We start from the raw sequence: 20666 nt of genomic DNA, 5'->3' as shown, positions 1-20666 counted from the left end.
TCAGCTCTCTATGAAGGAGGAGTCATGGGTTTCATTAGTTGGATCATTCTTGGCCTCATTGTTGGCGCGATCGTCAAAGCCGTCATGCCCGGCAAAGTGACCGGTGGCTGGATCACCAGCCTGGTGCTGGGCATCGTCGGCGCAATCGTCGGCGGCTGGATCTCCGGTCTGGTCTTCGGCGGCAATGCGATTTCCGGATTCTTCCATCTCGGCACCTGGATTTTCGCGATCATCGGCGGCCTCGTGGTCGCCGGCATCTGGGGCGCCATCACCGGGCGGAAATCCCACGCCTGAACCGATTTTCCGTTAGCAACACCCACCTACGCCCGTCCAATTCACTGGTTCAGTGGGCACCGACGTCCTGGCCCCTGAACCGTCGAATCGGACGGGCGTGGCTTACGGGTTGGGTGCAGACGTTTTGGCGGGCTACCGGCCGGGAATCCTCAGCCGCGCTGTTGTGCCCGGGCGCTGGCGTAGAGGCACACGGTGGCCGCGGTGCCGACATTGAGGCTTTCCGCCGCACCGTAGACCGGGACCGCAACCCGGTAGTCCGATGATTCCAATTCCGCCGTGGACAGGCCTTGGGCTTCGTTGCCGAACAGCCACAGGCTCGGCTTCTCCAACCAGTATCCGGACTCCGGGGTTTCCTGGTCGAAGCTGCGCGCGGCCGATTCGTCTTGCAGCTGATCGAGGTTGAGCGCTCCGTAGCCGTCGGCGGCCAGCACTCCGATGCCCGCGGCCCGGCATTGTGCGGCCACCTCGGCCACCTCGGCGCCGAGCACCACTGGAAGGTGGAACAACGAGCCCACCGTGCTGCGGACCGCTTTCGGGTTGTAGACATCCACGCTCGAAGCGCTGAAGATCACCGCGTCCGCCCCGGCGGCGTCCGCAGCGCGGAGCACGGTACCGGCGTTGCCCGGATCCTGGATCCGGCAGAGCATCGCGATCAGTTTGGGCTTGCGGCTCAGCACCTCGGCCAGCGGCACATCCACGAATCGGCAGACCGCCACGATGCCCTGCGGGTGGACGGTGTCGGTCATCGCGGCCAGAACGAGTTCGCTGGCGATCCGGATGCTCAGCAGGCCCTCGGCGAGCTCTTCGAATTCCGGGTACCGGTCCAGGCATTCCCGGCTCGCGTAGACCTCGTCCACCACTACGGTGCCGCCGGCGGCCAGGCATTCCCGGTGCGCTTTCAGCGCTTCCCGCACCGCCTGCGGCCCCTCGGCCAGGAATTGCTTCCGCCGGGTACGCGAAGGGCGCCCTGCCAGCTTGGCCACGTCCTTCACCCGGTCTGCACCGGGGTTGGTCATGGGGATTGCTGGCGGGCGCCCGTCGTCGTTAGTCACTCGAAAACCATAGCGCACCTAAGCTGCGCCGTAGTCTGCAGACTAGCTGGCCACCGGTGCGGAAGTGTCCGCGGGCAAGGCGTCTTTGGCCAATTTGACCAGGCCGGCGAAAGCAGCGGCGTCGTTCACGGCCAATTCGGCGAGCATCCGGCGGTCGACCTCGATCGAAGCGGCCTTCAGGCCCTGGATCAGGCGGTTGTAGGTGAGGCCGTTGGCGCGGGAGGCAGCGTTGATGCGCTGGATCCAGAGGCGACGGAAATCGCCCTTGCGCTTGCGGCGGTCAGCATAGCTGTACACGAACGAGTGCAGCAGCTGCTCTTTTGCCTTGCGGTACAGGCGCGAACGCTGTCCACGGTAACCTTTTGCGCGTTCGAGGATGACCCGACGCTTCTTGTGGGCGTTTACTGCCCGCTTCACACGTGCCACGTGCGTACTCCTTTTGGTAATGCTCTCAAGCTCTGATCAACTGCACTTCAACCGAAGACTTGCCTGAGAAGGCGTTTGGGTATGGCCGTCGGAACGGCCGGGTTGAATGAGTTAGATGCCCAGCATCTTCTTGATGTTCTTGGCATCGGCCGGGGCAACCGTCTTGTCTGCGGCAAGACGACGGGTCAGCGTCGAAGGCTTGTGCTCCAAGTAGTGACGGCGGTTCGCCTGCTGGCGCTTCAGCTTGCCGCTGCCGGTCAGCTTGAAGCGCTTCTTGGCGCCGCTGTGGGTCTTCATCTTCGGCATGGGAACCGATCTCCTTACATCTCCACCGGCATCAGCCAGTAGTTCTCAGGCAGCAACCCGGCGGGCTGCTGGCGATTGTTTTGTTGACGCGCTCCGTTGCCGGAACAGTCAGCTCTTCGGTGAGTCTTTGGGTTCTGCTTTCGCCGCCCGGCTGGTTGCCGGCTTGGGCGTGGCAGGTTTGGCCGCAGCGGCCGGCTTGGCCGCTGCAGGCTTCGGCACAGCCGGCTTTGCCGGAGGCTTCGGCATTGCCGGTTTGGCTGCTGCCGCCGGCTTCGCCGCCACCGGTTTGGCCGTCGCTGCGGGCTTGGCCGCGGCAGCCGGCTTGGCGGCCGCCGGGCTCTTTGCCGCGGCAGGCTTGCTCGCCGGCTTTTCCGCAACCGGTTCAGCTGCAGCCTCGGCTGCGGCTTCGTCCTTTTTACGATCTTGCTTCGACTCGGCTTCTGCCACGTCTTCGGCGATCTCCGCAGCCTGCGCAGCGGCGGCATCGGCCGCAATCGCCGGATCGGCGGCAACCGACTCGACGACCTCTTCGGCAGCCGGGCTGCCCAGATTCAGACCGTCCGGCAGCAGATCCGCAAGGCTCTGCGTCATCGGACCGGCGCCGTTCTTGACATCCAGCTTCGCGGATCCGTCCCGCACTGACCCGTCTTTGCCTGCCGCGTTCTGCGCTTTCGCTTCGGCTCGCTGGGCTTCCCGGCGTGCCTCGGCCTTGGCTTCCGCTTTGTTCTTCAAAGGCCCGATCACCATGACCATATTGCGGCCGTCGATCCGCGGAGTGGACTCCACGGCGCCGACTTCGGCGACGTCCTCGGCGAACCGGTTGAGCAGGCGGATGCCCATTTCGGGGCGCTGCTGCTCACGGCCGCGGAACTGGATCATGGCCTTGACCTTGTCGCCGGCACCGAGGAAGCGCAGCGCGTGGCCGGTCTTGGTCTCGTAGTCGTGCTTGTCGATCTTGAGCCGGAAGCGGATTTCCTTCAGAACCGTATTGGTCTGGTTCTTCCGGGCCTCACGCGCCTTGACCGCGGCTTCGTACTTGTACTTGCCAAAATCCATGAGTTTGCACACCGGCGGCTTGGCCATCGGTGCTACCTCAACCAGATCCAGGTCCGACTCAGCGGCCAGGCGCAGGGCATCCTCAATACGGACAATGCCAACTTGCTCGCCTGCTGGTCCTACCAACCGCACCTCGGGGACGCGGATCCGATCATTGATTCGTGGCTCGCTAATGTGTGACTCCTGTAAGTTCTACGTAGGTATCAGACACCGGGCATAAGAGAAGGCCTCCGACTGCCGGTGCAATCGAAGGCCTCGTAGATACGGCTCGCCTCCGGGATGTTCCCGGAGGGCCGACCTGTTACCCGGCAACTCCGCTGCGCGAAAACCGCGTGCGGGTCGATAGGTGGGAGAGTGCTCCGCTTGCAAGCTGAAACCCCGCATCCGGTCGCGGTTTTACCCACGATTGAATAACGACTTCCAGCCGGTCTATGACAAGCTTAGCAGTATGAGCAGCTTCGACCGTAATCCAGAGTCCGCCTCCGCGCCCACCGAACCGGCTTCCGCCATCCGGGACATCGCCGAAGTGCCCGCCGTCGAAGTGATTACGACGGCGGCGGTCCACTTGATGAGCGCAGCGGCGGTCAAGGTCGGGCTGGCCGAAGGGCCGGACGCCGAATCGCTCAAAGATCTCGACGAAGCACGCAAACTGATCACCGCCCTGGCCGGATTCGTCACCGCGGCCGCGCCCGAAATCGGCAGTCAACACGCCGGACCGTTGCGTGACGGGCTCCGTTCGCTGCAATTGGCCTTCCGCGAGGCTTCGATCATCCCGGACGCTCCCGGCCAGGGACCCGGCGAGAAGTTCACCGGCGCAGTCAACTGACCGGTGGACGCGCCGCGCCATTCCGCCCGGCCGCTCATTCGAGGCCCAGCTGCGCAGCCCAGTTGCGCATCACGGCTTCGAAGTACACCCGATTGTCCGTGACCGATCCGACGAAATGGCCGAACAGTTCGAAACTGATCAGGCCGAAGAGATGGCTCCAGGCGGCAACGCCCACGCTGATCTGATCGGCGTCCAAAACTCCGCCGAAGAATTCGCCCAGCCTGGCAGCCAGCAGATCCCGCTCCTGCGGCCAGCCGTCCGGCGGAAGCCGCAGCCCGACGCCTTCGGCACCGGCGACGCTCGTCAGCATCAGCCAGCCCACCCGCCCGGCCGGCTCGACCGTCTCCTGAGGTGCCTGGTATCCGGGCACCGGAGAACCGTAGATCAACGCATAACGATGCGGATTGGCCAAAGCCCAGTCCCGGCTGCCGTGGCACACGGCGAGGAAACGCGCCAGCCGGTCGCCGCCGGCTGCGGCGTCGAAATGCTGCTGGGCAGCCTCGGCAAGCTCGTTGTAGGAACGGATGATCAGCGCGGTGAGCAACGCCTCGGCGCTGGGGAAATAGCGGTAAATCGCCGACGAAACCATGCCCAGCTCCCGGGCAATCGCCCGCAAAGACAGCTCGGAAGCGCCTTTGGCCTGCAACTGCGCGTCGGCCAGGGTCAAGATTTCGGCCAAGACTTGTTCCCGGGCGCGGGCCCGGACGCCACGCGCCGTCGGCTGGGCCGTTTTCTGCTCTACCATGCCTTCATTCTGACATTTGAGATCACTTGAGACAAATGTGAGCAGTGATCTTGCACTTTTCCAAACCGTCCATTATCGTCATTTCAGAGAGCACCGCTCACACAAACTGGGAACTTCTCGCTAGGAGACATCATGGCCAAACAATTCATCCTCGGAGCCGGCCTGATCGGCGCCGAGCTCACCCGTCAGCTGCTGGCATCCGGCGACGAAGTGACGGTCGGAACCCGACGCGGCACGGTTTTGCCCGGCGCTGCCGCGACGGCACTGGACGCAAGCGATGCCGATGCGGTCCGAACCGCAGCGATCGGTGCGGAGACGATTTTCGTCTGCACGAATCCGCCGTACCCGAACTGGGCCGAGGAATGGCCGCCGATCGGCGAGTCGGTCATGGTTGCCGCCCGGGAGACCGGAGCCCGGTTGGTCTTGATGGGCAATCTCTACGCGCATGGGATCCCCGACGGCCCGATGACCGCGAGCACGCCGTTCCGGCCGGCCGATCGCAAGGGCCAGATCCGGGCGGAGCTTTCGGACGCGATCTTCGCGGCACACCGGCGGGGCGAAGTCCAGGCGACCGAGATCCGGGCCAGCGACTACTTCGGGCCGGGCGCGGGCGGCGGCACCGCACATTTGGGCACCGAGTTCTTCGCCCCTTTGCTGGCCGGCAAGACCGCCTGGGTCGTTGGCAATCCCCGGCTCCGGCACAGCTGGGCCTTCCTCCCGGACATCGCGGCGACCCTGGTGGCGGCAGCCCGAACCGAATCCGCCTTCGGCCGGGCCTGGATCACACCGCATTCCACTGATCTGGACCGCAAGAGCATTGCCGGCCTGCTCGCCCGGCGCACCGGCACGACCGGCCGGGTGGTCGGCATTCCCAGCTGGGCGTTGCGCGGGATCGGCGCCTTCAGCGCCCAACTGCGTGAGGTCGCGGCGAGCAGCTACCAGTTCACGCACGAATTCATCGCCGACTCGAGCGAGACCGAAGAACTCCTCGGCCTGCGGGCCACTCCTTTGGACGCCGCCTTGGAGGTCACCCTGGCTTCGCTCAAGCAGTAGCCGCCGGGCCGGCCGCACAACGCTCAGTCGGCGCGCTCGGCCGCCGCTCCGGCCGAGCGCAAGCGCACGCCTCGGGCAATCAGCCCGCTCACCGCCAACACCGCCGAAATCACGCCCACCGTGCCGAAACCGGCCCACGGGCCGACCATGTCGATCGCCGCTCCGGCCAGCGGCGCACCCATCGCATTGCCGAGCGTGATCGAGGAGCCGAACCAGCCCATCGCCTCGCCGCGGCGTTGCTCCGGCACCAGATCGGCGATCCATTCCGACGTCGAGGAGAGAGTGGGCGCGGTCAGCAGTCCCGGTGGAATGCTCAGCAGCGCCACCGCCCAGGTTTCACTGGCGAAACCCATCGGGACAGTCAGCACGGCCATCGCGGCAAGCAGCCAGAGCGGATTCACCTTCCGGTGCAACGACCCGTAGACCAGTCCCCCGACCAGCGAAGCCCCGGCCCAGACCAGGAAGACGATGCCGATCTGGTTCTGCTGCCCGTGTTCCCGAAGCACTCCGACGATGCCGACGTCGGTACCGCTGAGCGTGATCCCGGTGCCCACCGCGGCGGCCAGAACCGACAGGATCGCGATGTTCATCCAAGACAGGCTGTCCAACATCCGGTCGGCCATGCGCCGGAACCGTCCGCTGTCCGGCAAGGGCACTCCGGCAGCCGCTTCCGCCGGAGCCAACTCCTCGAAGGACTCGGTGGTTTCGGCAGCGTACTCTGCCGCATCCAGGTATGCCCCGGGTTGGCCGCTGCGGGTAGGCGGATTGAACCAGAAGAGGAACAACCCGGCCAAGGAACCGGCAATCCCGATCGCGATCAGGGCCGCATACGTGTTCACGGTGGCCAAGGCGACACCTGCAGCCGGGCCCACCATGAAGGTGAGCTCGGTGCCGATCGAATCCAAGGCGTATCCGGTCCGCCGCTGCTGGGCCGAGACCATCACTCCCATGGCCTGACGGACCAGGGTGAAAATCGGGACCGCCAAGGCACCGCCGATCATGGCGGCGACGATCAGGAGCCAATACGGCAGGAACGGCGCAATCGACCACACTACGACTTCCGCGATGATCGAAGCCACCAGCGTCCGGCGCAATCCGTTCTTGTCCAAGAGCCTGCCCCGCCACGGACCGCCGAAGGCAATCCCGATGGTCACCGCGGCAGTGACTCCGCCGGCGGCGACATATCCCAGCCCCAGCGTATTGACCACGTGCAGCGTCAGCACCATACCGGCCGCAGCGTGCGGGACCCGGGCCAGCATCGCGACGATCAAAAGCCGCCGAATCGCCGGAACGCTCAAAAGCGCGCGGTACTGGCCGAAATCCACTGCGGTCCACCTTCACTGTGCTCGGGCGGCGATCGGCTGCCCCGCAGTGCCGTCGACGCTATCTTCCGTAATGCGGACCTTCGGGGTCCATTGCTGTTTCACTGCTTGCGCTTTGCACGCTGACTTCCAAAGAATCAACCCGCTCGGCAAAGATCTCATTCCCGGCCAAGGCTTCCTGGGCCAGGGAGACGAATCCGTTGAGGAATTCCGATCTCAGCCCTGGACGAAGCAGCAATACCAGGCGCAACTCCGGGCCGGCGCCACCGCCCGAATACACCGTTCCGTCGACCCCCGTCGAGCGGATTCCGGTGCCGGGCAGCAAGTCCATGCCGAGCAAAAAACCGGGTTCTGCAGCAGCTGCTGCCAGACCACCCAGTCTATCGCCGCGCGCCGACATTTCCAGCGCCGCTTCGGCCAGCAACCGGCGCACTTCGGCGTGCAGCTGCGCGTCTGCGTAGCTCGGCGTCCACGGACGTTGCTGGGCCAGCGCCCACAGGCCCGGGCGGCGCACCACGAAGGTGGTTGCCGCACCCGGGTCCAGCACCATCAGCTGGGCCGCCTCGGCGACCGCGGAGAGCGCGGCCCGCGGGGCGAATACCGCCACCGGCCGGGCTTGCGGGTGCCAGGCCGTGAGATTCTCCGTCGTGCTGAACACCGGGAGCGCGCGTCTGCCATCCGGGGCGAGCACGGTCACCAGTGCCATTTCGGACTCTTTGTCGCCGTGCAGATGCCCGCTGTCCGCTGCCTCCGGAACCGGTTCCGCACCGCTTCCGGCCAGCTCGGTCGCAGTAGCGATGATCGGCACGAAGACCCGGGCGGCAGCCAGGCTCGCCATGACGTCGGCCTCGGTCCCGGTTCCGGCCCGCAGCGCCGCATGGGCCAGCCGGAAACCCTCGTCCTGGCTGCCGTCGTCGGCGTCGAACCGGTGATAGGGCCGGGCCCCGTCGGGTTGCGCCAGATCCCGGCCGGACCAGGGTTGGCCTGCGGTATCGGCAGTACCGCCGGCGCCGCGCAGGGCTGCCGCGATATGCGGCGGCAGCGCCGGCTGCCCGGTGCTCATCGGCGTCCGGCGACGTCCAAGGCCTGGGGCAGGGTGAACGCCCCGGCGTAGAGGGCTTTGCCCACGATCGCCCCCTCCAGGCCGAGCGGTACCAGCTCTCTGAGCTGCGCCAAATCGTCCAGGCTGGAGATGCCGCCCGAAGCCACCACGGGCTTGTCGGTCCGCTCCAGCATTTCGCGGAGCAGTTCGAGGTTGGGTCCACGGAGGGTGCCGTCCTTGGTCACATCGGTGACCACGTACCGGGCGCATCCGGCATCTTCCAAGCGGGCGAGCACTTCCCAGAGGTCCCCGCCATCCCGGGTCCAGCCCCGGGCGGCAAGCGTGGTCCCCCGGACGTCCAAACCGACCGCGATCTTGTCGCCGAAGCGGGCGATCGCCCGGGCGGTCCATTCCGGATCCTCCAACGCGGCAGTTCCCAGGTTGATCCGTGCGGCGCCCAGAGCCAAAGCGCCTTCCAGCGAAGCGTCATCCCCGATGCCGCCGGACAGTTCGACTTTGACGTTGAGCTGCGCGACTACTTCACGGAGCAATTCGAGGTTCGAACCCCGACCGAATGCCGCATCCAAGTCGACCAGATGGACCCAGTCCGCACCATCGTGCTGCCAGGCGAGGGCGGCGTCGAGCGGCGCGCCGTAGCTCGTTTCACTGCCGGCTTCGCCTTGCACCAGGCGCACAGCCTGGCCATCGGCGACGTCGACGGCAGGCAGGAGTTCGAGAATGTGCTCGGTCATGGTTCCTCGGGTTCTTTCTTCGGGTTCCGGCTATTGGGGGTTGATCGTGAACAGATATGCGGCGACGAAGGCCAAAACCGCGACCAAGGCGAAGCAGACCGGCACCCAGCGCGGCACCTTCTGCTGCCAGAAAGCGATCACCCCGCCGATCATCAAACCGCCCAAGCCCATCAAGAGGAGCGAGATCATTCAGTTACCTGCTTCCGTTCGGAAATCTTCAGTGAGCCGACCCAATTGCGCAGCAATCGGGCACCGGCATCGCCGGATTTCTCCGGATGGAATTGGGTGGCGCACAGCGGACCGTTCTCCACCGCTGCAATGAACTTGGCGCCGTGCTCGCTCCAGGTGACTTTGGGTGGACGCATTTTCGGCTGGGTCACGTCGAAGTCCCATTTCTGCACGCCATAGGAGTGCACGAAGTAGAACCGCTCATCCCGGATGCCATCGAACAGCATGCTGTCTTCGGGCGCTTCGACGGTGTTCCAGCCCATGTGCGGAACCACCTCGGCCGGCAGCAGTTCCACCGTGCCCGGCCATTCGCCCATGCCGGGTTCCGAGTTGCCGTGCTCCACCCCGTTCTCGAAAAGCACTTGCAGGCCGACGCAGATCGCCAGCACCGGCCGGCCGCCGGCGACCCGTCGCCCGATCATCCGGAGCGCGTCGACCTGGCGCAGCTCCTTCATCACGGTGGCGAAGGCGCCGACGCCGGGCACGACCAGTCCATCGGCTTCCAGGACGTCGTGCGGAGCAACACTCAACGTCACCTCGGCACCGGCACGTTCCAGGGCACGGACCGCGGAACGAACATTTCCGGAGCCGTAGTCGAGGACCGTTACCGTGGGTTTCACAACAAGCCCTTGGTGGACGGGATTCCGTCGACCCGGGGATCCGATTCGATCGCAGCCCGCAACGCGCGGGCGAAAGCCTTGAACTGCGCCTCCACGATGTGGTGCGGATCGCGTCCAGCCAGAACCCGCATGTGCAAGCAGATCTGGGCGTGCAGGGTGATCGCTTCGAAGACGTGGCGGGTCAAGGAACCGGTGAAATGACCGCCGATCAGGTGGTATTCCTGGCCCGCCGGTTCACCGCCATGCACCAGGTAGGGTCGGCCGGAGACATCGACCACAGCGTGTGCCAAAGCCTCATCGAGCGGCACGCTCGCTTCGCCGAAACGACGGATGCCGGCTTTGTCGCCCAAGGCCGTCCGCAGAGCTTCGCCGAAGCTGATCGCCACGTCTTCGACCGTGTGGTGCACATCGATGTCCGTATCGCCGCTGGCCCGCACGGTGAGGTCGATCAGCGAGTGCTTCGACAACGCCGTGAGCATGTGGTTGTAGAACGGCACCGTGGTTTCGATCTCGGACTGGCCGGTACCGTCCAAATTCAGTTCCACCAAGACGGAAGACTCGGAGGTGCTCCGTTCCAGCCGGGCAATGCGCGAGCTCATGGCAATCCTTTGTCGTTGCGGGTATGGGTCCAGTCTACGGAATCCGCGGCCGGGCCAGTGCCCAGCAGACCTGCGAGCACGCTGAGGAACTTGCTGGTCTCCGCCTCAGTTCCCGCAGTGACCCGCAGGCTGCCCGGGATCCCGACGTCGCGGATCAGCACTCCGGCAGCCAACAGGCCCTGCCAGACCGCACGCGGATCCGGCACCGAGCCGAAGAAGACGAAGTTCGCATCGGACCGTGCCGGGGTCAATCCCAGATCCTGCAGACCAGCCACGATCCGATCACGCTGCAGCTTGATGTCCGCCACGTTCGCCTGCAACGAAGCCGAGTGCTGCAGTGCGGCAACCGCGGTCGCCTGAGTCAGCGCCGAGAGGTGGTAAGGCAGCCGGACCAGGCGCAACGCGTCCGCCACTTCCGGCGCGGCAGCGAGATAACCCAGCCGGGCACCGGCCAGGGCGAAGGCCTTGCTCATGGTCCGCGAGACGATCAAGCGGTTCCGGCCCGGCAGCAGTTCCAAAGCACTGGGCGTCCCTTGTTGCGCGAACTCGGCATACGCCTCATCCACCACCACCATGGTCTGCGAAGCTTCGCCGGCTGCGTACACCGCTTCCACCACGTCCAAGCCCAATGCCGTTCCGGTGGGGTTGTTCGGCGAACAAAGCAGCACCAGATTCGGTCGGTGTTCCGCTACCTGGGCCGCAGCCGAATCCGCACTCAGCGAGAAGTCCGAGGCCCGGCGCCCGGCGAGGTATTCGGTTCCGGTGCCGCTGGCCAGCAAAGGGTACATCGAATAGGTCGGCGGGAAGCTCAACAAGCTTCGCCCCGGACCGCCGAAAGCCTGCAGGATTTGCTGCAGAACCTCATTGGACCCATTGGCGGCCCAAATGTTCTCGGCGGCCAGCCCGTGTCCGAGGTAATCGGCCAGAGCCTCGCGCAACCGGGTGAACTCGCGGTCCGGGTAGCGGTTCAACCCGGCCAGCGCAGCTTCCACCGCAGCGAGAATCGCTTTCCGGGCATCATCTGGCACACCATGGGTGTTTTCGTTGACATTGAGCAGAATCGGTACGTCCAGCTGCGGGGCGCCATAAGGCACCAATCCGCGCAGGTCGTCTCTGATCGGCAAGGCGCCCAACCGATCGAGCCGGTCTTCAGATGCTTGTTCACTCACCGATCCAGTCTAGGCGAGCCGTTATCGGGCCGCGAAAAGCATCGAAACAAGGTGAAGCGCCATCGTCACGGTTCAACCACCGTGCCGGTATTGCCGCTTGGCAAGACAGCGCTTGACGGCGATGGGCCCCCGACGTCCCAACGTCGGGGGCCCATCTGGTGACGGCGGCATGAAGTTGTAAATAGTGCGGTTGGCGTCAGGCCATCTGACCAGGCCTTGGCCGGGCCGACCGTTCGACCGCTATTTGGTCGGAACGAAAATCTGCTGGCCGGGCGAGAGGACGGAGCTGCCCAATTCGTTCAATTGAACGATTTCGGCGACGACGTCCCGAAGGTCCCGGTTGACCCCGCTATCGGCCGCGATCGACCAGATCGACTCGCCTGAACCAACGGTCACTTTCGATGTCGCGGATCCGGCCCCGACATCGACTCCGGCTTTCAAAGGGGCAGTCAAGAAGCCCGACAGGACCAGCGCGGCCACCGCGAGCAGGAGCATCGGCAAACCGATGAAAACTAACCTCCCGCGTCGAGTCAATCGAAGCGAACGTTGGCCTCCTCGGGCCGGAACTCCGGTGGAGACCCTGGATACCGAATGAATACTGATTGCCGACATTGCTGCCACCTTCCTGTCATCGATTCGAATACCTAGTCCAGTGATCTAAGGCCGGATTCTCCGTCGATAGAACATGTTTTCGAATCGTCTGATATATTTTTAGCACACATCATCGAATCTTGCCAAGACTCGCTAGAACATATGTTTGAATTCTTGCCCTCGGTGACTTACCGTGAAGTCAGCGGATCCGAGGATCCGGGCCACAGCAGGGCTGCTGAGTCCGGGAACCCCTGGATCGGTGCGGTTTTCGTTCATGGAGACAGTCCATCAGCGAGCACCGACAGTTTTGCCCCGGCAGGTCTCCGGCTTCCGCCGGAGCAATGTTCGGCGGCGTTTTGGACAGACCGTTAGACAAGCAGCTCAGGGCTCTGAAAGGGCGGATCGGCATGGCAGCACAGGAGAGTTCGAACGGTGCACTTCCCCGGCGCACCGGGTTGAAGGGGCTTACGATGCGGCAGAAGAAGATCCTCGAATGCATCCAGCGCTCGATCAGTTCCAACGGATACCCGCCCTCGATGCGCGAGATCGGCGACGTCGTCGGCCTGGCCAGCCTGTCCAGCGTGACGCACCAACTGTCGCAATTGGAGAAACAAGGCTACTTGCGCCGCGACCCTAAACGCCCCCGGGCCATGGAAGTGCTGATTCCGCTGACCCTCGAGGAGGGTTCGGTGGACATCGAGGGTGTCGCCGACACCACGAGTCTGCGCAGCACTGCCAAAGGCTTGAACGTGGCGGAACTGGGCAGCGCCCAGGACACCGCGATGGTTCCCTTGGTCGGCCGGATCGCCGCCGGCGGGCCGATCCTGGCGGACCAGGTGGTCGAAGACGTGATGCCTTTGCCGCGGCAGTTGGTCGGCCACGGCGAGCTGTTCATGCTCAAGGTCGCCGGTGATTCGATGATCGATGCGGCGATCTGCGACGGCGATTGGGTAGTCGTCAGACGGCAGAACGATGTGATCAACGGCGATATCGTAGCGGCGCTGCTCGACGACGAGGCCACGGTGAAGACTTTCCGGCAACGCGACGGTCACACCTGGCTGCTCCCGCAGAACACCCAGTACGAGCCCATTCTGGGGGATTTCGCCACGATCATGGGCAAAGTCGTTTCAGTTCTGCGTGCGCTCTGACTAACCCGCTCTAGTCCCGGTCGGGCGTGGAGTTTTACCCCTTATCGAAGCCGTTTCAAGGGGTGGAGCTCCACGCCTGGACTCATTTCGCCGGCGTTTTCGGAGCAAGCCGTTCGAGTGCGGCCAAGGCGATTTTGCGGTCCGTAGTCGCCCAGAACGGCGGCAGCGCCGCGCGGAGGAACCCGCCGTAGCGTGCGGTTGCCAAACGGGAATCCAAAATGGCTACCACTCCCCGATCGCTCGACGAGCGGATCAACCGGCCGGCGCCTTGGGCGAGCCGGATCGCCGCGTGGGTGGCGGATATCGACATGAAGCCGTTCCCTCCGGAACGGGCCACCGCCCTGGTCCGGGCGGTCATCAAGGGATCATCCGGCCTCGGAAACGGAATCCGGTCGATGGTGACCAAGCGGCAGGAAGCGCCTTGCACATCGACCCCCTGCCACAGCGACATGGTACCGAAGAGGCAGGTATCCGGTTCGGCCTCGAACTGCCGCACCAGAGCTGCCATCGACGTTTCGCCTTGGCAGAGGATCCGAAGATCCAACCGGCTGCGCAGTTCCGCGGCCGCGTCCTCGGCGGCTTTCCGCGACGAGAACAGGCACAGCGCTCCGCCGGCTGAAGCCCGGATCAAGGCCTCGAGTTCGTCGAGCTGCTCCGGCGAATTGCCCCGGCCCGGTTTCGCCAAATGCGCCGCGACGTAGAGCATGCCCTGTTTCGGATAGTCGAAGGGGCTGCCCACATCCGCTCCGGTCCAGCTCGGTGCGCCTTCGCCCAGCAGCCCCAAGCCGCCCGCCGTCGGCTCGAACGCCGCGCCGATGGCCAAGGTGGCCGAGGTGAGAATTGCGGTGTGTTCGCCGAACAACCCGTCCCGGAGTTTCATGGCGACACTCAACGGAGCGATGTTGATGGTTCCCGGCTCGGACTCGTCGGCCGGGGAGTAGCCGCGTTTCGGGTCGAATACGCCCTGCCGGGACAACCAGACCACCTCGCCCGAATCGGCCGCCCCGATCAGTCGTTCGCAAAGCTCCAAAATGAGCAGCAGCCGGGAGCGGGCCATCTGGCGCCCACCGTCGGCCACTTGCGAAGATTCGCCCTTGGAATCGGACAGGGCCACCCGGGAAGCCTCCCGGAGCATCCCGACCACATCGGTCTGGCGCGCATCCAGACCATCCGGGAGCCAGCCGCTGGGCACCCCGGAAAAGACTTCCTCCAGTGCCACCGCGGCGGCATTGAGTCCGTCGACGTTGATCGCGGTGTGCTTCCGTGCCGCGCTGGCCGCAACCGTGACCATGTTCGCGGACAGCTGGCCGGCGATGGTGCTGGTCACCCGGTCCACCAGCTCATGCGCCTCGTCGACCACCACCACGTCGTATTCCGGCAACACGGCCAAGCCCTCGAAGGCGCTGATCGCCAGCATCGCATGATTGGTGACCACCACATCGGCCTCGGCGCCGCGGGCCCGCGCCAGTTCGCTGAAGCAGTCCGATGCCATCGGGCATTTCTGCGAGCCGAGGCATTCCATCGAAGTCACCGAGACCTGCCGCCAAGCTTTGTCGCTGACCCCCGGATTGAGCTCGTCGCGATCACCGGTCGTGGTGTCTTCGGCCCATTCCCGCAGCCGGACCACCTCTTTGCCCAAAGCGGTCGCCGGCCCCGCACCGGGCAAATGCACCACCGAGGTGTCTTCGCCCAACGCGAAAAGCTGGCCGTCTTCCGGTTCGTCGGTGGGGAAGCCTCCGGAGACCTTGTGCCGACACAAGTAATTGCTCCGGCCCTTGACCAACGCCACGTCGATTTTGCGGCCGAGTTCCGGTTCGATCGCAGCGAGCAGCTTGGGCAGATCACGGCCCACGATCTGGGCTTGCAAGGCAAGCGTCGCAGTGGCCACCAGCGACGGCTTGTCATTGTTGAGCGCATGCACGATCAACGGGATCAGATAAGCCAACGACTTTCCGGTGCCGGTCCCGGCTTGGACCAGCAGGTGGTCGCCCGACTCGATCGAACGCACCACCTGCCGGACCATTTCGTGCTGCCCCGGACGCTGTTGCCCGCCCATGGCGTTCACCGCCGCATCCAGCAGGGCCAGCGATAGCTGCTCCGGGTTTTTCATTCCGGCCTTCGCGACCGTGTCCGGGTCGACGCCGGTCATCGTTGGGTCAACCATCAGATGCTCACGCCTCGACGGCGAACGCCGCCAATTCCGCGGCCAGGCCCTCGCGCACTTTGACGCTGAGCCGGGTTCCGGTTTCCTGGTGTTCCTGAGCCACGATCTCGGCATCCGATTGGTGCAATTTGCTCACCAGATCGCCGCGGTCGTAGGGAATCAACAGTTCCAGTTCCACATTCGGGCGGGGAATCGACTGGCTGACCAGCTCCAGGAGTTCCTCGATCCCCTGTCCGGTCCGGGCCGAGACGAGTACGGAATGCGGCTCGCGCTGGATCAGGCGTTGCACCACGATCGGATCCGCGGCATCGGCTTTGTTCAGCACGATGATTTCCGGGATCTTCCGCGCATCGACTTCGGCCAGCACTTGCCGGACCGCGGCGATCTGCCCTTCCGGGTCCGGGTGCGCCACATCCACCACGTGCAGGATCAAATCGGCATCCGCCACTTCCTCCAGCGTCGACCGGAAGGCCTCCACCAGCTGGGTCGGCAGCGAACGGACGAAGCCGACCGTGTCCGCCAGCGTGAAGCCGAACCCATCTGCGGTTTCCGCCTTGCGCACCGTGGGGTCCAAGGTCGCGAAGAGCGCGTTCTGCACCAATACTCCGGCATGCGTCAAGCGGTTCAGGATCGACGATTTGCCGGCGTTGGTGTATCCGGCAATCGCCACTGAAGGAATTTCGGAACGGCGGCGATTGGCCCGTTTGGTTTCCCGGGCGGGCTTCATCGCGGCGATTTCCCGGCGCAGCTTGGCCATCCGGCTCCGGATCCGTCGCCGGTCCAGCTCGATCTTGGTTTCACCAGGCCCTCGGGACCCCATGCCGGCGCCGGCGCCGCCCACCTGGCCACCGGCCTGGCGGGACATCGATTCGCCCCAACCGCGCAACCGCGGCAGGAGATATTCGAGCTGGGCCAATTCGACTTGGGCTTTGCCTTCCCGCGACTTCGCGTGCTGCGCGAAGATGTCCAGGATCAGGGCGGTCCGATCGATCACCTTGACCTTGACGATGTCCTCCAAGGCGCGGCGTTGGGACGGCGCCAATTCGGCGTCGACCACCACGGTGTCCGCTCCGGTCGCCGAAACCACGTCCTTGAGTTCGAGGGCTTTTCCAGAGCCGAGGAAAGTCCCCGGATCCGGTTTCGAGCGGCGTTGCACCAGGCCATCCAGGACTTCCGAACCCGCCGTTTCCGCGAGCGCCGCCAATTCGCGGAGGGAATTCTCGGCGTCGGCCAAAGTCCCCTCACTCCACAACCCGGCAAGCACCACTCGTTCCAGCCGGAGCTGCCGGTATTCGACCTCGGTGACATCGTCGAGTTCGGTCGACAACCCGGCGACCCGGCCGAGCGCCCGCCGTTCCTGCAGATCTTCCTGATCGCCGTCGTAATCGCCGTGTTCGCGCGCCAAGCGGCTCAACGCCTGGGCCCGGCCAGCCAGGACACCCGCGTCCGCAGCCGATTCGGGAAGTTCGCCTCCGGTGTCTTTGGCGAGGATCCGGTCGATGACGGCTTGGATCTCCGCCGGGCTCATATCCTGCCCGGCGTCCTGGTTGCCGGATTCCGGCTGCATGGCTGACGATTCGGCATTTTCCTGCGTGGTCATATTCTCCTTTGAAGAGCTGAGGGTTCCATCGTAGTCCGGCGCACTGACAACACCGGCAGTTCGGTCTTCGGTGTTGCCGGTACCGGCAAGGGGTTTGAGTTCGGTCATGGGGACCTCCTGAGATATCGGCGGCAACGGCAAACGCGTCCGCAACCGCGGCGGAGTTCGGTTTCCTGGTCCAATGGCGCGTATTTGAGCGCGATCAGGGATTGGCCGGCGGCAGGCGAAAAGCGTCGTCGGGCCGTTCACAGTGGAATGCGCAACAGCGCAACGAGAAAGGGGGTGGCAGGTATTCCTCGGATTTCCAGCGGCGAATCTGCGTGCAACGCGATTCAGCAGGCCAACGTCGCCGCACAGACAGCGGCAGAGAACGTTTGGTGGATCAGAGGAAAATCAACATGCTCCAAGTATATCAGGCCATGACCGCCACCCGGAGCCGTCCGGCGATGCCGAGACCAGGCGCAATCCAGTGCGGTAATCTTGCCATGATGTCCGATCATTACTTCAGCGCCCAGCCCGGCAGCAGCCACAAGCGCCGCGAACTCCGGGTCGTCCTGGCCGGCCAGGAGCGCCTCCTGGAGACGGATTCCGGGATCTTCTCGCCCGACGGGGTCGACAAAGGCACCGCCGTCCTGCTCGCCGGGGCACCCGCTCCGGCGGAAGCCGGCAACCTGCTTGACATCGGTTGCGGATGGGGGCCGATCGCGCTGAGCCTGGCCCTGCACTCCCCGAACGCCACGGTCTACGCAGTGGACGTCAATGAACGGTCACTCGGCTTGACCGCGGACAATGCCGCGGCCCTCGGTCTGGCCAATCTCCGGACCGGGCTGCCGGAACAGATCGACGCCACCCTGCAGTTCCAAACCATCTGGTCCAACCCGCCGATCCGGGTCGGCAAGGAAGTGCTGCACGGGATCCTGCACACCTGGCTCCCCCGGCTGGCTCCCGATGGCAGCGCCTACCTGGTGGTGCAGAAGAACCTGGGCTCGGACTCGCTGCAGCGCTGGCTCGCCGAGACTTTCCCGGAGCTGGAGGTGGCCCGGCACAGCACCGCGAAATCCTTCCGGATCCTGCAGGTGCACCGGCCGGCCTGAACCGGGAACCGCCTATTTCCCCGGCTTCGGGGGCCGGTTCGCGACGATCGGATACGCCCCGGTGAACCCTTCCCGTTCCCGGGCGAGTTCTGCGATCCGGCCGCGGAAGAAGAACCAGCCGGCGATCAGCAACGGGATGATCAGCACCAGCGAAGACACCGTGAACGTCCCGACCGGGTAGTCGAAGGCCATCAGGACCAGTACCGCGAAGAGGAAGAACAGCGTCAAATAACCGGTGTACGGCGATCCGAAGAGCCGGAAGGCCGGCCGCACCAGCAGCCCTTTCCCGGCCCAGGTCACCAATCGCATTTGGCAGAGCACGATCATGCCCCAGGCAGAAATAATGCCCAGCGATGCGATGTTGAGCACGATTTCGAACGCCTGCGACGGGAAGACCGCATTGAGGATCACGCCGAGCAGTCCGATGAAAGCGGTCAGTGCGATGCCGCCGTACGGCACGCCGGCTTTGTTCATCCGGGCGGCGAACCGGGGCGCGGATCCGGCCATCGCCATCGAACGGAGCACCCGGCCGGTCGAATAGAGCCCGGCGTTCAGCGAGGAAAGGGCCGCAGTGAGCACCACCAGGTTCATGATCGCATCGATGCCCTGCACCCCGATCGAACCGAAGAAGGTCACGAACGGGCTTTCACCTTCCTTGTAGGCGCTGAACGGAAGCAACAGGGACAACAACACGATCGAACCGACGTAGAAGACCGCAATCCGGAAAATCACGGTATTGATCGCCTTGGGGATGACCTTGCCCGGGTTCTCCGTCTCGCCGGCCGCGGTGCCGACCAGTTCCACCGAGGCGTAGGCGAAGACCACGCCCTGCATCACCACGACCGCGGGCAGGATCCCGTTCGGGAAGATTCCGCCGTTGTCCGCGATCAGGCTGAATCCGACCTCGTGCCCCGGAACCGGGGTACCGAAGATCACGAAATAGATCCCGACCAGCAAAAAGGCGACCAGGGCCACCACCTTGATCAAGGCGAACCAGAATTCGAGTTCGCCGAAGACCTTCACCGAGACCAGGTTCAGGGCAAGCACGATGACCAGGGCGGCCAGCGCGTAGACCCACTGCGGCACCTCGCCGAGCGGCTGCCAGTATTTGCCGAAGAAGTTCATGTAGAGCGCGACGGCGGTCGAATCGACGATCGAAGTCATCGCCCAGTTGAGCCAGTACATCCAGCCGGTGACGAAAGCGGCCTTTTCGCCGAAGAATTCGCGCGCGTAGGAGACGAACGAGCCCGACGACGGCCGGTGCAGCACCAGTTCGCCCAGCGCCCGGAGGATGATGAAGGCGAAGAACCCGCAGATCGCGTAGCTGAGCACCAATGACGGGCCGGCATTGGCCAAGCGCCCGCCGGAACCCATGAACAGACCGGTGCCGATCGCACCGCCGATGGCGATCATCTGGATCTGCCGGTTTTTCAGGCCCTTGTGATAGCCCTCGTCCTCGGCCCGGACCTCGGCCGCCAGTGCCCGGGCACGCTGCTCGGTTCCGGCCCGGCTCTCGCTCGCCATGCTGTTGCTCCTTCTGCCTGATGCCTCGGCAGCATCATCGCCAAGCAGAAAGGGTACTCCATCTTTTTGGCAGCGATTTCCAGGAAGAGCTCCGGCGCCGGGAACCGCTCAGCCGAAGACGCCCTGCGCGACGATCACGGCCGGCCCGGAAAGTTCCACGTGCTCCTCGCCGTCGGCAGCGGTGAAGAAGCGCACGCCGAGCACCCCGCCGGGCACATTGACCCGCCAGAGGTCGGGTGCCCCGGCGCCGGCCCAGAACCGGGTGGCCGCCGCTGCGGCACAGGCTCCGGTGCCGCAGGACAGAGTCTCGCCGACCCCCCGCTCGAATACCCGCATGCTGATCTCCGCAATGCCGTCCAGCACCAGCGGGTCGTGCGGCAGGGCGAACTCCACATTCGAACCGTTTTCCGGCACCGGTTCGACCACCGGGGCGCGATGCAGCGCCAGCTCGTCGAGTTCGCTGCGCTGAGCCAGGGCCACCACGGTATGCGCATTCCCGGTGCTGATCGACAAACCTGGTCGAGTCACGTCGAGGGAATCGGCGGTGACCAGGGAATCCACGCCGCGTTCCAAGGCAGTCTCCGGATGGCTGAAGCTCCACGGCCCCAGGTCTACCGCAAAACCCTGATCGGTGCGGCTGACCCATTTGATTCCGGCCCGGGTGCCGATGCCCAACACGTCGCCGGGTGCCAATGCGACCAGACCCGAATCGAGCAGGAACTGCACGAATACCCGCACCCCGTTGCCGCACATCTCGGAAATCGAGCCATCGGCATTGCGGTAGTCCATGAACCATTCGGCGTCCGGATGCCGTTCCAGCAACTCCCGCGCCTCAGGCAATGCCTGCGACCGCACCGCCCGGATCAGACCGTCCGCTCCGATCCCGCGGTGCCGGTCGCAGGCCGCGGCCACCGCTGCGGCGCTGATCTGCTGCTCGCCCTCGGGATCCGCGATCAGGATGAAGTCGTTGCCGGTTCCGTGCCCCTTGCTGAAGGCCACCCCGGTCAGGCTCGTCAGGTCCGCCGCAACAGCCGATGAATTCATGCTTCCAGTTT

General features: G+C 64.9%; 22 protein-coding genes. 5 read left to right on the top strand and 17 right to left on the bottom strand.

The annotated features are described in order from the left end of the window. Positions 1–24 precede the first annotated feature (24 nt). On the top strand, positions 25–294 hold the full coding sequence (locus JOE69_RS15280) for a GlsB/YeaQ/YmgE family stress response membrane protein (RefSeq protein ID WP_296364148.1): 270 nt from the start codon (positions 25–27) through the stop codon (positions 292–294). Positions 295–443: 149 nt separating this feature from the next. On the opposite strand, the gene JOE69_RS15275 is transcribed toward JOE69_RS15280, so the two are convergent. From JOE69_RS15275 to infC, 4 genes are all read right to left on the bottom strand, one after another. Next, on the bottom strand, positions 444–1310 hold the full coding sequence (locus tag JOE69_RS15275; RefSeq protein WP_309801338.1) for a TrmH family RNA methyltransferase: 867 nt from the start codon (positions 1308–1310) through the stop codon (positions 444–446). A gap of 78 nt (positions 1311–1388) precedes the next feature. After that, on the bottom strand, positions 1389–1772 hold the full coding sequence (gene rplT / locus JOE69_RS15270) for a 50S ribosomal protein L20 (RefSeq protein WP_296364147.1): 384 nt from the start codon (positions 1770–1772) through the stop codon (positions 1389–1391). Between the two features lie 111 nt (positions 1773–1883). Then, positions 1884–2078, bottom strand: a complete 195-nt coding sequence (gene rpmI, locus JOE69_RS15265; protein WP_296364146.1) for a 50S ribosomal protein L35 — start codon at positions 2076–2078, stop codon at positions 1884–1886. Between the two features lie 108 nt (positions 2079–2186). Next, positions 2187–3293: a translation initiation factor IF-3 gene (gene infC / locus JOE69_RS15260; RefSeq protein ID WP_309801336.1), complete on the bottom strand. Its 1107-nt coding sequence runs from the start codon at positions 3291–3293 to the stop codon at positions 2187–2189. A gap of 289 nt (positions 3294–3582) precedes the next feature. On the opposite strand from infC, the gene JOE69_RS15255 reads away from it, so the two are divergent. Then, entirely contained in the window at positions 3583–3960 is a 378-nt protein-coding gene (locus JOE69_RS15255; RefSeq protein ID WP_309800115.1) for a DUF1844 domain-containing protein, read from the top strand. Positions 3961–3994: 34 nt separating this feature from the next. Here the strand turns inward: JOE69_RS15255 and JOE69_RS15250 are convergent, their stop codons facing one another. Continuing rightward, a complete protein-coding gene (locus JOE69_RS15250) occupies positions 3995–4705 on the bottom strand; it encodes a TetR/AcrR family transcriptional regulator (protein ID WP_309800113.1) in 711 nt (236 codons plus the stop codon). 132 nt (positions 4706–4837) lie between these two features. On the opposite strand from JOE69_RS15250, the gene JOE69_RS15245 reads away from it, so the two are divergent. Beyond that, a complete protein-coding gene (locus tag JOE69_RS15245; RefSeq protein ID WP_309800111.1) occupies positions 4838–5758 on the top strand; it encodes an NAD-dependent epimerase/dehydratase family protein in 921 nt (306 codons plus the stop codon). Positions 5759–5781: 23 nt separating this feature from the next. Here the strand turns inward: JOE69_RS15245 and JOE69_RS15240 are convergent, their stop codons facing one another. The 8 genes from JOE69_RS15240 to JOE69_RS15205 form a co-directional block, all read right to left on the bottom strand. After that, positions 5782–7083, bottom strand: coding sequence for an MFS transporter (locus tag JOE69_RS15240; RefSeq protein ID WP_309800109.1), 1302 nt, complete (start codon positions 7081–7083; stop codon positions 5782–5784). Between the two features lie 58 nt (positions 7084–7141). Next, positions 7142–8143 (bottom strand): SseB family protein, encoded by a 1002-nt coding sequence (locus JOE69_RS15235; RefSeq protein ID WP_309800107.1) that lies wholly within the window; start codon positions 8141–8143, stop codon positions 7142–7144. Further along, entirely contained in the window at positions 8140–8874 is a 735-nt protein-coding gene (gene priA / locus JOE69_RS15230) for a bifunctional 1-(5-phosphoribosyl)-5-((5-phosphoribosylamino)methylideneamino)imidazole-4-carboxamide isomerase/phosphoribosylanthranilate isomerase PriA (RefSeq protein ID WP_309800104.1), read from the bottom strand. Before priA ends, JOE69_RS15235 begins: the two co-directional genes overlap by 4 nt. Positions 8875–8904: 30 nt before the next feature. After that, a complete protein-coding gene (locus JOE69_RS15225; protein WP_296364139.1) occupies positions 8905–9063 on the bottom strand; it encodes a CG2302 family histidine operon protein in 159 nt (52 codons plus the stop codon). Next, the gene (gene hisH / locus JOE69_RS15220; protein WP_309800102.1) at positions 9060–9722 is read right to left on the bottom strand and encodes an imidazole glycerol phosphate synthase subunit HisH; all 663 of its coding nucleotides are present in this window, start codon (positions 9720–9722) and stop codon (positions 9060–9062) included. Before hisH ends, JOE69_RS15225 begins: the two co-directional genes overlap by 4 nt. Then, positions 9719–10321 carry an imidazoleglycerol-phosphate dehydratase HisB gene (gene hisB, locus JOE69_RS15215; protein ID WP_296364137.1) on the bottom strand — a complete coding sequence of 201 codons (603 nt, stop codon included), beginning with the start codon at positions 10319–10321 and terminating at the stop codon, positions 9719–9721. The genes hisH and hisB overlap by 4 nt, the downstream gene beginning before the upstream one ends. After that, positions 10318–11490, bottom strand: coding sequence for a histidinol-phosphate transaminase (locus tag JOE69_RS15210; protein ID WP_309800098.1), 1173 nt, complete (start codon positions 11488–11490; stop codon positions 10318–10320). The genes hisB and JOE69_RS15210 overlap by 4 nt, the downstream gene beginning before the upstream one ends. A gap of 240 nt (positions 11491–11730) precedes the next feature. After that, positions 11731–11985, bottom strand: coding sequence for a LysM peptidoglycan-binding domain-containing protein (locus JOE69_RS15205; RefSeq protein ID WP_309800096.1), 255 nt, complete (start codon positions 11983–11985; stop codon positions 11731–11733). Between the two features lie 503 nt (positions 11986–12488). On the opposite strand from JOE69_RS15205, the gene lexA reads away from it, so the two are divergent. Further along, on the top strand, positions 12489–13229 hold the full coding sequence (lexA, locus tag JOE69_RS15200; RefSeq protein WP_309800094.1) for a transcriptional repressor LexA: 741 nt from the start codon (positions 12489–12491) through the stop codon (positions 13227–13229). Positions 13230–13311: 82 nt separating this feature from the next. Here the strand turns inward: lexA and JOE69_RS15195 are convergent, their stop codons facing one another. Beyond that, positions 13312–15339, bottom strand: a complete 2028-nt coding sequence (locus JOE69_RS15195; RefSeq protein ID WP_309801334.1) for an ATP-dependent DNA helicase — start codon at positions 15337–15339, stop codon at positions 13312–13314. Positions 15340–15400: 61 nt separating this feature from the next. Beyond that, positions 15401–16960: a GTPase HflX gene (hflX, locus tag JOE69_RS15190; RefSeq protein ID WP_484793087.1), complete on the bottom strand. Its 1560-nt coding sequence runs from the start codon at positions 16958–16960 to the stop codon at positions 15401–15403. 518 nt (positions 16961–17478) lie between these two features. On the opposite strand from hflX, the gene JOE69_RS15185 reads away from it, so the two are divergent. Further along, a complete protein-coding gene (locus JOE69_RS15185) occupies positions 17479–18087 on the top strand; it encodes a class I SAM-dependent methyltransferase (RefSeq protein ID WP_309801330.1) in 609 nt (202 codons plus the stop codon). Positions 18088–18099: 12 nt separating this feature from the next. Here JOE69_RS15185 and JOE69_RS15180 read toward each other — a convergent pair whose 3' ends face one another. Both JOE69_RS15180 and dapF read right to left on the bottom strand, forming a co-directional pair. Further along, positions 18100–19611: an amino acid permease gene (locus JOE69_RS15180; protein WP_309800092.1), complete on the bottom strand. Its 1512-nt coding sequence runs from the start codon at positions 19609–19611 to the stop codon at positions 18100–18102. A gap of 108 nt (positions 19612–19719) precedes the next feature. Continuing rightward, positions 19720–20655, bottom strand: coding sequence for a diaminopimelate epimerase (gene dapF, locus JOE69_RS15175; RefSeq protein WP_309800090.1), 936 nt, complete (start codon positions 20653–20655; stop codon positions 19720–19722). Positions 20656–20666: the final 11 nt, after the last annotated feature.

Source organism: Arthrobacter russicus (assembly GCF_031454135.1).
Taxonomy (GTDB): Bacteria; Actinomycetota; Actinomycetes; order Actinomycetales; family Micrococcaceae; genus Renibacterium; species Renibacterium russicum.
This window is presented reverse-complemented; position numbering and strand designations above follow the sequence as displayed.